Annotated in this window: 4 protein-coding genes; 1 reads left to right on the forward strand and 3 read right to left on the reverse strand. The window is 73.0% G+C overall.

Annotated elements, in window-relative coordinates; all coding sequences use genetic code 11:
- Positions 1-3 precede the first annotated feature (3 nt).
- The 3 genes from P3T35_RS23085 to P3T35_RS23095 all read right to left on the reverse strand — a co-directional run bounded on the left by P3T35_RS23085 (position 4) and on the right by P3T35_RS23095 (position 2,590).
- Positions 4-966 (reverse strand): malonyl transferase, encoded by a 963-nt coding sequence (locus P3T35_RS23085; protein ID WP_101378603.1) that lies wholly within the window; start codon positions 964-966, stop codon positions 4-6.
- 173 nt (positions 967-1,139) lie between these two features.
- Positions 1,140-1,355 (reverse strand): ferredoxin, encoded by a 216-nt coding sequence (locus P3T35_RS23090; RefSeq protein WP_101378602.1) that lies wholly within the window; start codon positions 1,353-1,355, stop codon positions 1,140-1,142.
- Positions 1,352-2,590 (reverse strand): cytochrome P450, encoded by a 1,239-nt coding sequence (locus tag P3T35_RS23095; protein WP_101378601.1) that lies wholly within the window; start codon positions 2,588-2,590, stop codon positions 1,352-1,354. Before P3T35_RS23095 ends, P3T35_RS23090 begins: the two co-directional genes overlap by 4 nt.
- Before the next feature lie 277 nt (positions 2,591-2,867).
- Here P3T35_RS23095 and P3T35_RS23100 point away from each other — a divergent pair, with 277 nt between their 5' ends.
- Positions 2,868-15,170 carry a type I polyketide synthase gene (locus P3T35_RS23100; protein WP_101378600.1) on the forward strand — a complete coding sequence of 4,101 codons (12,303 nt, stop codon included), beginning with the start codon at positions 2,868-2,870 and terminating at the stop codon, positions 15,168-15,170.
- Positions 15,171-15,287: the final 117 nt, after the last annotated feature.

Consider the following 15,287-nt stretch of genomic DNA (forward strand, 5'->3'; position numbering starts at 1 on the left):
CTCTCAGGCGTCCTGCGCGGGGGGTATCTCGATGCCGAGCTCGTAGATCGCGGACAGTGCCTGCCCCACGTGCTCGGGGGTCTCGATGTGCACCACCGGGAATGGGAAGTCGACGATCCCGGACGGGATCGAGGGGCCGAGCACCAGGCCCAGCCGGACGCCCTGGCGCTTCATCTCCGCATACACGAGCGGCAGATGGACCGGGTCGGTGGTGTTGCGCAGGAACAGGTCGCGGACCTCCTCGGCCGTGACCAGCGTGCGCTGCTCCAGGCAGGAGCTGAGCGGCAGTGCCGGGTCACGCAGCGGCATCGCGGTGATCCACGGCTCCAGGAAGTCGCCGGCGGCCCGGCGCAGCGGGGTGTGCAGGGCGATCTGGTACTGGTCGAGGACCGCGACCGTGCCCTGCGGCGCCTCGGCCGCCACCTTCTCCAGCGCCGCACGCAGGCCCGACAGCATGAGCATCCGGGCGCCGCCGTCCATGGAGGGGCCGAAATCGGAGGCCAGGTAGACGTCCGCGACGGCCGGCTCGTGGTAGGCGGCGGGATCGCGGTCGGTGGGCACGAAGGCGATGGCGATTCCCTCCGCCGGCGCGTCCGGGTCCACCTGCGGCGCGTCGCCGGTGTGCATCAGGTACCGGGCCAGCTCGCGGCGCTCGATCGAGCCGGCGAGGCAGCTGCTGACCATCCCGCCCAGGCTGAGGCCGCCGACGGCTCCCGGCCGGACGTCCAGGTCGGCCAGCAGGTCGGCGATGCCGAGGGCCAGCGCCGCCTGGCGGACCGCTCCGACACTGCGCCGCGGGCCGGGTTCCTCCGGCAGCGGCTCGGTGAGGATCTGGGAGGCGGTCAGGCCGGTGTAGCCCGAGAGTTCTGCGTAGCACTCCCGGACCACCGGGTACTGCTCGTAGAGTTCCACGCCGCTCTCGGAGGCCGGACTGATGCCGCCACCCAGGATGTAGGCCAGGGTCACGCGTCGTTCCTTTCGTCATGGGTGACGGCACATCAGTTGCCTCAGCCAGGAATCGGACGGCAGGCGCTGCCGGCACGGCCGCTCCTGACAGCTGGGGCGGCCCGGGAGAACGGGACCGCGGGCCGGACGGTCGTCAGGGGTGGAAGTGAACCCGAGTCCCGACCGGGATTCACCTAGTCTTGCGGGCCTGACGGTCCGCTGGTGCCACGGATGGCAGAGGTGGGGCAACGGGACAACGCCTCGCGGACGGCGGGGAGCAGTTCGGTGGGAGGCTCGGCGGCGAGCAGGACGACCGTGCCGTCCTCCTCGCTCTGGTCGAAGACCCCGGGCGCGATCCGGGCGCACAGGCCCGCGCCGCAGCAGCGTGACGGGTCGGCGGTGATCCTCATCGGACCTCCCGGGTCCAGCTGACTGGCAGGGCGAGCGGGCCGTAGTGGACGTAGTTCTCGCGCATGGTGATCTGCTCGGCGGGGACGGCGAGTTGCAGGTCCGGGAAGCGGTCGAGCAGGCCGCGCCAGGCGACCGACAGGGTGGCCCGCGCCAGGTGCTGGCCCAGGCACTGGTGGGAGCCGTGGCCGAACGCGAGGTGGCTGTGGTCGGCGCGGGTGAGGTCCAGGCGGTCGGCGTCGGCGAAGCGCTCCGGGTCGCGGTTGGCGGCGCCGAGCGCGACCACCACGACCTCGCCCTGCTTGACCTGCCGGCCGCCGAACTCGGTGTCCTCCAGCGCCCAACGGCTGGCGCCGAGGTGGGAGATCGTCAGGTAGCGCAGCAGCTCCTCGACCGCGCCGTCCATCAGCTCGGGCCCCTCGCGCAGCAGGGCCAGCTGGTCCGGGTGTTGGAGCAGCGCGAAGACGCCCTGCGCGAGCATGTTGCCGGTGGTGTCGAGGCCACCATTGATCATGGTGCTGACCAGGTTCATCAGCTCCTTGTCGTCCACCTTGCCGGTGCGGACCAGGTCGCCGACCGGGCCCTCGTCCGGCGTCTCGATCAGCGGTGGCACGAAGGAGCCGAGGAACTCGCCCAGCCCGGTGATCGCCGTGATGGCCTCAGGGATGGTGCTGGTGATGTTGCCGAGCGCGTTCACATGCCGTTGCAGCGGCTCCAGGTCGGCCTCCGGGATGCCGAGGAACTCGCCCATCACCCGGGCCGGGAGCGGCTCGGCGAAGTGCTCGACCAGGTCTGCGCCCGGGCCCGCCTCGGCCAGCCGATCCAGCTGCTCACGGGTGACCCGCTCGATCAGGGGCAGCATCTCGCGCACCCGGCGGACCGTGAAGAACCCGGTGAGCAGCTTGCGGTAGTGGCTGTGCTGCGGATCGTCGGTCTTGGCGAACGCGCCCGGCTCGGCGGGTGCGGCGTAGTGCAGCTCGCTCGGCACCGGCGGCACCAGGCCCTCCTGTCGCGCGCTGAACCGGGTGTCGGTGAGCAGTGCCTTCGCGTCCGCGTGCCGGGTCACCACCCAGCCCAGCGGGCCGCTGGGGAAGGCGAGGCGGGCCACGCCCTGCTCGCGCAGCACCCGGTAGCCGTCGGCGGGGCTGAACGGGCAACTGCGCTCGGTCGGCAGCGGGACTGCCGCCGGTTGCCCAGACGCCTGGGGCTGCTGCGCCGTCGGCTCGGTGTCGGCCATGGAACTCTCCCTCGATCACGCGGTCACGTCGATGAGCGCGGCGCAGGCTAGTCGAATTCGGTCTGTGGAAATCCCTAGTCTGGGTGTGCCACTCTCCCGTCAAGCCCCGTCGCTGCTTTCTGAGGGTTTGTATGGTCTTTCCTCCGCAGCATGCTTGTGGCTCTGCGCCGTCACTAGTATCGCGTCGCAGAGCTGTTGCTCAGCAGGTGTTCACGGTCGGCTTTGCTGAGCCGGCGTCCGTTTGGTCGGCTTTCTCGGCGCAGTGGAGCGAGATTTCATGAATGGTTCCGCATGGGGAATTCCGGGCGATGCGATCGCCATCATCGGAATGTCGTGCCGACTACCGCAGGCCCCCGACCCTGATTCCTTCTGGGAACTCCTGCGAGCCGGTGGCAGCGCGATCTCGGAAATCCCCGAAGGCCGTTGGGAGGACGACGCACTCACCGCGGCCACGGCTGCGCCGAGCCTGCGCCGGGGCGGGTTCCTGGACGGGGTCGACCGGTTTGATGCCGAGTTCTTCGGCATCTCGCCGCGTGAGGCCGCCGGCATGGACCCGCAGCAGCGGTTGGTTCTCGAACTAGGCTGGGAGGCCCTGGAGCATGCCGGAGTGCTTCCGGCCCGGGCACGCGGCAGCAGGGCCGGTGTCTTCGTCGGCGCGATCTGGGACGACTACGCCACGCTGCTGCACCGGCGCGGCACGGGCGGGATCGGCCACCACACCGCGACCGGCCTGCAGCGCGGGATCATCGCCAACCGGCTGTCACATGTGCTGGGCCTGCGCGGACCGAGTCTGACCGTCGACTGCGGCCAGTCGTCATCCCTGGTCGCGGTGCACCTCGCATGCGAGAGCCTGCGCAGTGGCGAGTGCGAGATCGCCCTCGCGGGTGGCGTCAACCTCAACTTGGCCGCGCGGAGCGCACTGGTCGCCGCCGGGCTCGGCGCGCTGTCACCGGACGGGCGGTGCTACACCTTCGACGAGCGTGCCAACGGGTATGTGCGCGGGGAGGGCGGCGGTCTGGTCGTCCTCAAGCCGCTGGCCCGGGCGATCGCGGACAGTGACCCGATCCACGCCGTTGTTCGGGGTAGCGCGGTCAACAACGACGGGGGCGGCATCGCGCCCGCTGATCCTGTCGCCCTGACCGTGCCGGACGCCGCCGCCCAGCGGGAGGTGCTGCGGCTGGCCTGTGAGCGGGCCGGTGTCGAGCCCGACGAGATCCAGTACGTGGAACTGCACGGCACCGGCACCCGGGTCGGCGACCCGGTGGAGGCGGCGGCCCTCGGCGCCCTGTTCGGCGCCGCCCGCCCGACCGGCTCGCCGCTCGCGGTCGGCTCGGTCAAGACCAACATCGGCCACCTGGAGGGCGCGGCCGGCATCGCCGGCCTGCTGAAGGCGGTGCTGGCGTTGCGACACCGCCGGCTGCCGGCCAGCCTGAACTTCGAGCAGCCGAACCCGGCGATCCCGCTGGACCGGCTGAACCTGCGGGTGCAGCGAGAGTTGGGCGCATGGCCCGCGCCTGAGCGGCAATTGACGGCCGGTGTCAGCTCGTTCGGGATGGGTGGGACCAACTGCCATGTGGTGCTGTCGGCCTGGGAGCAGGTCGCGGAGGACGAGGGGGCGCGGTCGGGGCACGGACCCGCAGCCATGGTGCCGTGGGTGCTGTCAGGGCGGTCGGCGGGCGCGCTGCGGGCGCAGGCGGCGGCGCTGGCGGCCGTTGGCGCAGTTGATCCGGTGGATGTCGGGTTCTCGCTGGCGACGACCCGGACCGCGTTCGAGCACCGGGCGGTGGTAGTGGCGGCGGACCGGGTAGCGGCGCTCGGGGCGCTGGCGGCGGGTGAGCCGGCTGCGGGTGTGGTGGAGGGCGTGGCTCGCGGGGACCTTGGGCGGGTCGCCTTCGTTTTCCCGGGGCAGGGTGCGCAGTGGGTGGGCATGGCGGTGGAACTGCTGGACACTGCACCGGTGTTCGCCGAGCGGATGGGCGAGTGTGCGGCAGCGTTGGCGCCGTTCGTGGATTGGGATCTGTTCGAGGTGCTGCGTGGTGATGGCGCCGAGCTTGATCGTGTCGATGTGGTGCAGCCGGTGTTGTTCGCGGTGATGGTGTCGCTGGCGGAGCTGTGGCGCTCGCACGGGGTCGAGCCGGCTGCGGTGGTCGGTCACAGTCAGGGTGAGATCGCGGCCGCGTGTGCGGCGGGTGCGCTGTCGTTGGCGGACGCGGCCCGGGTGGTGGCGTTGCGCAGCCGGGCTCTGCAAGCGATCGCGGGGCGCGGTGGCATGGTGTCGGTGGCGCTGTCGTTGGCCGAAGTTCGGGGGCTGCTAACTGACGGCCTGTCGGTTGCTGCGGTCAACGGGCCCGAGGCGGTGGTGGTTTCGGGTGACAACGCGGCGCTGGACGAGCTGCTGGCCCGCTGCGAGGCGGACGGCGTGCGGGCCCGGCGGATCCCGGTGGACTATGCCTCGCACTCGGCACACGTCGAAGAGTTGGAATCCGAGCTGCTGGAGGTACTGGCGCCGATCGTGCCGCGCAGCTCCAGCGTGCCGTTCTACTCCACGGTGACCGGCGGCCTGCTGGACACCGCCGGTCTGGACGCCGGGTACTGGTATCGCAACCTGCGCCAGACCGTCGAACTGGAAGCCACGGTAGGCACGTTGACCCGTGACGGGCACAGCGTGCTGGTGGAGGTGAGCCCGCACCCGGTGCTCACCGGGGCGCTCCGGGAGACGGCTCCCCAGGCGGTGGTGGCCGGCACGCTGCGACGAGGCGAGGGCGGCCCGGCTCGGTTCCTGACCTCTCTGGCCGAGTTGTACGTCCAAGGCGTGCCCGTGAGTTGGGCCTTTCCCGAGAGCGCCCGACGGATCGAGCTGCCCACCTACGCCTTCCAACGCACCCGCCACTGGCTCGACGGGTTGCAGGCCCCGCAGCTGCCGACCGACCGTTCCGTGCTGCCGAGCCCGAAGTCGGACCCGGCAGGCCAGGCAGGCCAGGCAGACCCGGCACCGGCCGCTGCCGCCGAGCGATCGCTGCTCGACCTGGTGCGCGCCCACGCCGCCGCCGTGCTCGGCCACGCCGACCGCCGCGCGATCGCCCCGCAGCGGACCTTCAAGGAACTGGGCTTCGACTCGGTGACGGCGGTTGAGCTGCGCGACCGCCTGAACCGGGCCACCGGGCTGTCGCTGCCGTCGGCGCTGCTCTTCAACCACCCGACCCCCGCGCGGCTGGCCGAGCACCTGCGGGCGCTGGCGGACGGAACCGCCGGTGAGGTGAGTACCGCGCCGGCACGAGTGGTGACAGACGAGGACGATCCGGTCGTGATCGTCGGCATGGGCTGTCGGCTGCCGGGCGGTGTCGACTCGCCGGAGGCACTGTGGGACCTGGTGCTGGCCGGTCGCGACGCCGTCACCGGCTTCCCCGAGGACCGCGGCTGGGACCTGGCCGGGCTCTATGACCCAAGCGGCGACCGGCCCGGCACCAGCTACGCCCGCGAGGGCGGATTCCTGGCCGGAGCTGCGGAGTTCGACGCGGGCTTCTTCGGGATCTCGCCGCGCGAGGCGCTGGCCATGGACCCGCAGCAGCGGCTGCTGCTGGAGACCTCCTGGGAGGCGTTGGAGCGGGCCGGGCTCGATCCCACAGCTGTGCGCGGAGAGGCGGTAGGTGTCTTCGTCGGCATGATGGCGCAGGACTACGGCCCGCGCCTGCACGAGGCCGTCGAAGGGCTCGAAGGGCACAGGCTCACCGGCGGCGCGGCAAGCGTCGCCTCCGGCCGGATCGCCTACACGCTGGGCCTGGAGGGGCCGGCGGTCACGGTGGACACGGCGTGTTCGTCCTCGCTGGTGGCGCTGCACCTGGCCGCTCGCTCTCTGCGGGCGGGCGAGTGCCGACTGGCGCTGGCGGGCGGCGTCACCGTGATGGCCACCCCGGGCATGTTCACCGAGTTCAGCCGCCAGCGCGGCCTGGCGGCGGACGGGCGGTGCAAGCCGTTCGCGGCAGCCGCGGACGGCACCGGCTGGGCGGAGGGCGCGGGCGTCCTCGTATTGGAGCGCCTGTCGAACGCTCGGCGGGGCGGGCACCAGGTGCTGGCGGTGGTGCGCGGCAGTGCGGTCAACCAGGACGGCGCGAGCAACGGCCTGAGCGCGCCCAACGGGCCGTCGCAGGAGCGGGTGATCCGGGCGGCATTGCTGGACGCGGGGCTGACGGTCGACCAGGTCGACGCGGTGGAGGCACACGGGACCGGGACGATGTTGGGCGACCCGATCGAGGCGCAGGCGCTGCTCGCCACCTATGGGCAGCGGGACGCCGAACAGCCGTTGTGGCTGGGCTCGTTGAAGTCGAACACCGGGCACGCGCAGGCGGCGGCAGGTGTGGCCGGCGTGATGAAGATGGTGCTTGCGATGCGGCACGAGGTGCTGCCGCGCACGCTGCACGTGGACGAGCCGACGTCGCATGTGGACTGGTCGACGGGGGCGGTGTCGCTGCTGACGGAGGAGGTGGCCTGGCCGCGAACGGGCGGGCCGCGCCGGGCAGGGGTGTCGTCGTTCGGCATCAGCGGGACCAACGCCCACGTCATCCTGGAGTCGCCTGCTGTGGCGGACGTCGCCGACGCCGCGCCGGACGGTGCGGAGAGCGTGCCGTGGCTGCTGTCGGCGTGCAGCGGCGACGCGTTGCGCGCCCAGGCCGAGCGGTTGCGTGCCCATCTGGCCGACCGGGAAGAACTGTCACCGGCCGAGGTCGGCCTGACCTTGGCCACTGGGCGTGCTGCCCTGGAGCACCGCGCGGTGGTGCTGGCGGCAGACCGCGCTTCGGCGCTGCGGGCCTTGGCGGAGGGGGAGTTGGCCACGGGCGTCGTCCAGGGTGTGGCGGCGGCCGAGGACCGGGACCGAGTGGTGTTCGTGTTCCCGGGGCAGGGGTCGCAGTGGGTCGGGATGGCGGTGGAACTTCTGGACGTTTCACCGGTGTTCGCCGAGCGGATGGGCGAGTGTGCGGCGGCGTTGCGGCCGTTCGTGGATTGGGACCTGGCCGAGGTGCTGCGCGGTGACGGTGCCGCGCTGGATCGCGTCGATGTCGTGCAGCCGGTGCTGTTCGCGGTGATGGTGTCGCTGGCGGAGCTGTGGCGCTCGTACGGGGTCGAGCCGTCGGCGGTTGTGGGGCACAGTCAGGGTGAGATCGCGGCGGCGTGTGTGGCGGGTGCGCTGTCGCTGGCGGATGCCGCGCGGGTGGTGGCGCTGCGCAGTAGGGCGATCCACGCGATCGCGGGGCGCGGTGGCATGGTGTCGGTTTCGTTGTCGTTGTCCGACGTTCGCGGACTGCTGACTGACGGCCTCTCGGTTGCTGCTGTCAACGGGCCTGTCTCAGTGGTGGTTTCGGGTGACACCGGGGAGCTGGACGCGCTGCTGGCCCGCTGCGAGGCGAACGGCGTCCGGGGGCGCCGGATCCCGGTGGACTACGCCTCGCACTCCGCGCACGTCGAGGAGTTGGAGGCCGAGCTGCTGGAGGTGCTGGCGCCGATCGTGCCGCGCAGTTCCACGGTGCCGTTCTACTCCACGGTGACCGGCGGCCTGCTGGACACCGCGTGCCTGGATGCGTCCTACTGGTACCGCAACCTGCGGCAGACCGTCGAACTGGAAGCCACGGTCGGCAGTTTGACGGCCGATGGCCACAGTGTGTTCGTCGAGGTGAGCCCGCACCCGGTGCTCACCATGGCGCTCCAGGAGACGGCTCCCGGAGCGGTCGTCACGGGCACCCTGCGCCGCAACGACGGCGGCCTGGCCCGGTTCCTGGCCTCCGCCGCCGAACTCCACGTCAACGGCACCCCAGTGACCTGGCAGTTCCCGTCCGGCACTCGCCAAGTCGACCTGCCCACCTACGCGTTCCAGCGTCAACGCTACTGGCTCGACACGCCCGCGCCGATCGCCGCCCCGAGCGGCGGCGACGCCGGATTCTGGGAAGCGGTGGAGCAAGAGGACCTCGATGCGCTCGCGCGGACCGTGGGCTCGGAGCCGCAGGAGCTGACCGCCGCGCTGCCCGCCCTCGCCGCCTTCCAGCGCAGGCGCCGCCAGAGCACGCTCACCGACGCCTGGCGTTACGACATCGCGTGGAGGCCGCTACCCGAGCCGGCGCAACCGGCCACCCCGGGTGCCTGGTTGCTGGTGGTCCCGGCGGCCCTCGCAGACGACGAGTTGTCCGGGACGCTCAGGTCGGCCCTGCGCTGCCGCCTGCTCCTCGTCCCCGCCGGGGAGGTCGACGGCGAGGAACTGGCCGAGCAACTGCGCCAGGCCCTCGCGGCCATGCCCGACGTTGTCGGTGTGCTCTCGCTGCTGGCGCTGGACGAGACCCCGCACCCCGGCCACCCGGCGCTGAGCAGTGGCCTCGCGGCGAGCCTCGACCTGATCCGCGTGACCGCTGCCCTCGACGCGGGCGTTCCGCTGTGGTGCGCGACCCGGGGGGCGGTCTCGGTCGGCCGGTCTGATCGGCTGGTGAGCCCGGCGCAGGCGCAACTGTGGGGTCTGGGGCGGGTCGCCGCCCTGGAGTACCCGCAGCTCTGGGGCGGCCTGGTCGATCTGCCGGGCTCTCTGGACGCCCGTGCCGCCACCCGCCTGGCCCGTGTCATCGGGGCGGGCGTCGGCGGTGAGGACCAGTTGGCGCTGCGCGCCTCCGGAGTCTTCGCCCGGCGCCTGGTGCATGCCCCGCTGGGCGGGCGGCCCGCCCGACGGGCGTGGCGGCCGCGCGGCACCGCGCTGATCACCGGCGGCACCGGGGCGCTCGGCGCGCACGTCGCGCGCTGGCTGGCCCGCGGCGGCGCCGAGCGGCTGGTCCTGGTGAGCCGTCAGGGCCCGGCCGCGGCCGGGGCCGCAGAGCTGGTCGCCGAGCTCGGCGACCTGGGTGTGCGTGCCGTGGCGGTCGCCTGCGACCTGGCAGACCCTGGGCAGGCGGCGGAGCTGGTCCGGCGGGTCACGGCCGAGCACGGTCCGATCCGCAGCGTTGTGCACGCGGCCGGCGTAGGCCGACTCGCGCCGCTCGCAGAGACGGACCCGGCGGCGCTCGCCGAGGCGGTGGGTGGCAAGGTGGCCGGTCTGCGACACCTGGACGCGCTGCTCGACTGCGACTCGCTGGACGCCGTGGTGCTCTTCTCCTCGATCGCGGGCGTCTGGGGCGTGGGCGAGCACGCCGCCTATGCCGCCGCCAACGCCCACCTCGACGCGTTCGCGCAGCTTCGCGCCGCCGAGGGGCTGCCGGTGCTCTCGGTGGCCTGGGGGCCGTGGGCCGGCGGGGGCATGATCCCCGAGGCATTGCAGGACACGCTGCGCCGCCGCGGCGTCCCGGTGATCGACCCGGAGCGGGCGATCGGCGCGCTGCAGACGGCCCTCGACCACGCGGACCGCTTCGTGCTTGTGGCCGAGGTGGACTGGGACCGGTTCGTTCCGGTCTTCACCGGTGCCCGCCCTAGCCCGCTACTGGCCGAACTCTCCGAGGCACAGCGGGAGTCCGAGGAGAGCACCGCCGGCGAGCCGGGCCTGCGCGGCCGGCTGGCCGGGCTGGCACCGGCCGAACGGGAGCGCACCGTCCTGGAGTTGGTGCGGACCCAGGTAGCGGCGGTGCTGGGCCACGGCAGTCCGGCAGCGGTGGAGGTCGGCCGGGCGTTCAAGGAGCTGGGCTTCGACTCGCTCACCTCGGTCGACCTGCGCAACCGGCTCGCCGCCGCGACGGGTCTGGCGCTGCCGGTGGCGGTGGTCTTCGACCAGCCGAGCGCGGTGCAGTTGGCGCGCTACCTGCTGGGCCGGCTGACCGAGGCGGCGCCCGCCGTCGCGACCACGACGCAACCCGTGGCGGCGGCGACGGAACCGATCGCGATCGTCGGCCTGGGTTGCCGGCTCCCGGGCGGTGTGCGGACCCCCGAGCAGTTGTGGGAGCTGGTCCGGTCGGAGACCGACGCGGTCTCCGGGTTCCCGACCGACCGCGGCTGGGACCTCGCCACCCTGTTCGACGACGACCCTGACCGGGTAGGCCACTCGTACGCGCGGGCCGGCGGCTTCCTGCACGACGCCGCGGCGTTCGACGCGGGCTTCTTCGGCATCTCGCCACGCGAAGCGCTGGCCATGGACCCGCAGCAGCGGCTGCTGCTGGAAACCTCCTGGGAGGCGCTGGAGCGGGCGGGTGTCGAACCGCGCGCGCTGCGCGGCAGCCGGACCGGCGTGTTCGTGGGGGCGTCCGCGCAGGAGTACGGCGCCCGGGTGCACCAGGCCGAGCAGGGGCTGGAGGGTTATCTGATCACCGGAGCCGCGGGCAGCGTCACCTCCGGGCGGATCGCCTACGCGCTGGGCCTGGAGGGTGCGGCGGTGACGGTGGACACGGCCTGCTCCTCGTCGCTGGTGGCGCTGCACCTGGCCGTGCAGTCGCTGCGGCAGGGGGAGTGCACGCTGGCGCTGGCGGCCGGGACGACCGTGATGGCCGACCCGGAGGCCTTCCGCGCCTTCAGCCGGCAGCGCGCGCTCTCCCCGGACGGGCGCTGCAAGGCGTTCGCGGCGTCGGCGGACGGCTTCGGCCTGGCCGAGGGCGTCGGTGTGCTGGTCCTGGAGCGGCTCTCTGACGCGGAGCGCCACGGGCACCCGGTGCTGGCGGTGGTGCGCGGTACGGCGGTGAACCAGGACGGCGCGAGCAACGGGCTCACGGCGCCGAACGGGCCGTCGCAGCAGCGGGTGATCCGGGCTGCACTGGCCGACGCCGGGCTGACGGCGGACCAGGTCGACGCGGTGGAGGCGCACGGCACGGGCACGACGCTGGGCGACCCGATCGAGGCGCAGGCGATCCTCGCCGCCTATGGCCAGGACCGGCAGGTGCCGCTCCGGCTCGGCTCACTGAAGTCGAACATCGGTCACACGCAGGCGACTTCGGGTGTGGCGGGGGTCATCAAGATGGTACTCGCGATGCGGCACGGGATGCTGCCGCGGACCCTGCACGTGGACGAGCCGACGCCGCACGTGGACTGGTCGGCGGGTGCCGTCCAGTTGCTTGCCGAGGCGCAGGCGTGGCCGCGGGCGGAGGAACCGCGCCGGGCGGGGGTCTCTTCATTCGGGATCAGCGGGACCAACGCGCATGTGATCCTCGAAGAGGCACCGGTCAGTGAGCCGTCAGCTGACGCCGGGCCCGTGCTGCCGCTGGTGACCTTGGCGTTTTCCGCCCGGAGCCCCCAAGCACTGCGTGCACAGGCCGACGGGCTGGGTGAACTCCTGGACAGCGACCTATCGTTGGCGGATGTCGGGTTCTCGCTGGCGGCCGGGCGCTCGGTGTTCGAGCAGCGGGCGGTGGTGGTCGGCAGCAGCCGCGAAGAACTGCTGGGCGGGCTGTCGGCGGCTGCCGCAGGGCGCGCCGACGTGTGCCTCAGGGTGGGGGAGGCAGCTCAGGACGGCCTGACCGCGTTCCTGTTCACCGGTCAGGGGGCGCAACGCCCGGGTATGGGACGGGAGTTGTACGAGGCGTTCCCGGTGTTCGCCGAGGCCTTCGACGCGGTGTGCGCGCGGGTCGATGCCGAGCTCGAACGGCCGCTGCGGGAGGTGGTGTTCGGCGACGGTGAGGTGATCCACCAGACCGCGTATACCCAACCGGCGCTGTTCGCCCTGGAAGTGGCGCTGTACCGGTTGCTGGAGTCCTTCGGCTTGATGCCGGACGCGCTGATCGGCCACTCGGTCGGTGAGATCGCCGCCGCGCACGTGGCCGGGGTGTTCTCGCTGGACGACGCCTGCCGGCTGGTGGCGGCGCGTGGGCGCCTGATGCAGGCGCTGCCCGTGGGCGGTGCGATGGTGGCCGTCGAGGCCACCGAGCACGAGGTGCTGGCGCAGCTCGACGATCGGGCGGACGTGAGCGTCGCCGCCGTCAACGGTCTGCGTTCGGTGGTGCTGTCCGGCGACGAAAGCGGAGTACTGGAGCTGGCGATGCACTGGGAGGAGCTGGGTCGAAAGACTAGGCGTTTGCGGGTCTCGCATGCGTTTCACTCTCCTGCTATGGACGGGATGCTGGCGGAGTTCGCCGAGGTGGTGTGCGAGCTGGAGCTCGCCGCGCCTACCGTCCCGCTGGTCTCCAACCTGACGGGACGGCAGGTCGGCGCGGACGAGGTGTGCGACCCGCGGTACTGGGTGCGGCACGTGCGTGAGGCGGTGCGGTTCCACGACGGTGTCTGGGCGCTGGAGGCCGCGGGTGTCAAGCGCTTCGTGGAGCTGGGCCCGGACGGTGTGCTGACCGCGCTCGCCGAGGAGAGTCTGACGGCCGCCCCGCGGGTGGCCACCACCGTCCTGCGCAAGGACCGTCCCGAGGCGCGCACGCTGCTCACCGCGCTGGCCGAGCTGCACGTCGACGGCGCCACGGTCGACTGGGCCCGCGTCACGGGGGGCGGCCGGCGGGTCGACTTGCCGACCTACCCGTTCCAGCACGAGCGCTACTGGCCCGAGGCCGCCTCCGTCCCCGCCCCCTCGTCCGTCGCCGCCGAGGCGGACGGCCGGCTGTGGTCGGCCGTGGCAGCGGGCGATGTGACGGCGTTCGCGGACGCGTTGGGCATCGACACCGACACGCAACTGAGCGCCGTGCTGCCCGCGCTGGCCTCCTACCGCCAGGAGCAGCACGAGCTGTCGGCAGTGGACGACTGGCGCTACCGCATCGTGTGGAAGCCCCTGCCCCTTGCAGCAGACGGCGCTCCGCACGGGAACTGGGTCGTGGTCGTCCCGGCCTCGCACGCCGAGCAGGCGCTGCCCGCGGCCGTGACCGCCGCGCTGCGGCAGAGCGGCGCCACCGTCACCCGCGTGGTCGTCGACCCCGCCGACCTCGAACCCGTGCGCGCAGCCGTCACGACGGCGACGGCGGGTGTGCTGTCGCTGCTCGCGCTGGACGAACTCCCGCTCCCGGAGCACCCGGTGGTCCCCATCGGCCTGGCCACGACCCTCGCGCTCTTCCGACTCCTCGGCCAGACCGGCAGCACGGCTCCACTGTGGTGCGTCACCAGTGGCGCGGTCTCGGTGGACCGGAACGACCCGGTACGCAGCCCGCACCAGGCCATGGCCTGGGGCCTCGGCCGGATCATCGGCCTCGAACACCCGGAGCGCTGGGGCGGCTTGGTGGATCTCCCGGAGACGTTCGACGACCGTGACGGCGTCGCGCTCACCGCGCTGCTCGCCGCCGAGAACGGCGAGGACCAGGCGGCCGTCCGCGCCGGGGGCCTGCACGGCCGCCGGATGGTCCGTGCCGGGCTCACCGCAGCACCGGCGCGCCCTTGGCGGCCGCGCGGCACGGTGCTGGTCACCGGTGGTACGGGCGGCCTCGGCGCGCAGGTGGCGCGGTGGCTGGCGCGGGCCGGCGCCGAGCGGCTGGTGCTGACCAGCCGCCGGGGCGCGGCGGCACCCGGTGCGGCGGAGTTGATCGCGGAGCTGTCCGCACTCGGCTGCGAGGCCGTCGTCGAGGCCTGCGACATGGCGGACCGTCAGGCCGTGGCCGCGCTGCTGGCAACCTGGCCGCCGACCGCCGTGGTGCACGCGGCCGGTACCGCGCAGTTCGCCGTCCCGGTGGAGCGGAACACCATCGCGGACCTCGCTGAACTGGCCGGCGGCAAGGTCGCGGGCGCCATGCACCTGTCCGAGCTCCTGGCAGACACGGATCTGGACGCCTTCGTGCTGTTCTCGTCCGGCGCCGCCGTGTGGGGCAGCGGCGGGCAGGCCGCCTACGGCGCGGCGAACGCCTTCCTCGACGCGCTCGCCGAGCAGCGCCGCGCAAGCGGGCTGGTCGCGACCTCGATCGCCTGGGGCTCGTGGGCCGGCGGCGGTATGGCTGAGGGCCACGTCGGCGATCAGCTGCGGCGCGGCGGGGTTCCGGAGATGGCGCCGGAGCCGGCCGTGGCCGGACTGCGCCAGGCGGTGGACCACGAGGAGGCCACGCTGGTGATCGCGGACATCGACTGGGAGCGCTTCGTGCCCGGATTCACGCTGGCTCGCCCGCGCCCGCTGCTGGACGAACTGCCCGAGGTGCGGCGGATCCTGCGGGATGCGGCGGCCGCCGACCGGGCGCCGACTGCCGAGACCAGCACCCCGCTGGCCGAGCGGCTGACCGCCGTACCCGGACCGGAACGCTCCCGCGTGCTGCTGGAGCTGGTCCGCACCGAGGCGGCCGCCGTACTGGGCCATCCGGGCCCCGCGGAGGTCAGGCCGGGCCGGGCCTTCCGCGAGCTGGGCTTCGACTCGCTCAGCGCCGTGGAGCTGCGCCGCCGACTGGCCACCGCCACCGGACTCGGCCTGCCCGCGACGCTGGTCTTCGACTACCCGACCCCCGAGGAGCTGGCCGCCCACCTGGGCGCGTGCCTGCTCCCCGAGCGGGCGGATCCGGAGGCGAGCGCGCTCGCCGAGCTGGATCGCCTGGCGGCCGCGCTCGCGGGCATGGGAGCGGATGCACCCGCGGTGGACGACCGGATCGGCGGGCGACTGCGCGAGCTGCTGAACGCCTGGGAGCAGATCCAGCGACCGGAGAGCGGCAGCGACGCGGACGGACGTTCCTTTGAGTCCGCGACCAGCGACGACGAGCTATTCGACCTCATCGACAGCGAGTTCGGCCTCTGACGAGTCCGGCGACGCCTGTGCCGGCCAGTCCGGCGATCCCCTACCGAGCCGCGGAGTTCCGGCTCTTCCTTCGAGGTATTCCTGACCGGTCAGCGCGGGATTTCCCGGCTGCCTCAA

The organism is Kitasatospora sp. GP30 (assembly GCF_029892145.1).
Taxonomy (GTDB): Bacteria; Actinomycetota; Actinomycetes; order Streptomycetales; family Streptomycetaceae; genus Kitasatospora; species Kitasatospora acidiphila.

Coding starts and splice junctions, on each gene's coding strand:
- P3T35_RS23090 (WP_101378602.1), bottom strand. CDS start 1,355: ATGAGGATCACCGCCGACCCGTCACGCTGCTGCGGCGCGGGCCTGTGC.
- P3T35_RS23095 (WP_101378601.1), bottom strand. CDS start 2,590: ATGGCCGACACCGAGCCGACGGCGCAGCAGCCCCAGGCGTCTGGGCAA.
- P3T35_RS23100 (WP_101378600.1), top strand. CDS start 2,868: ATGAATGGTTCCGCATGGGGAATTCCGGGCGATGCGATCGCCATCATC.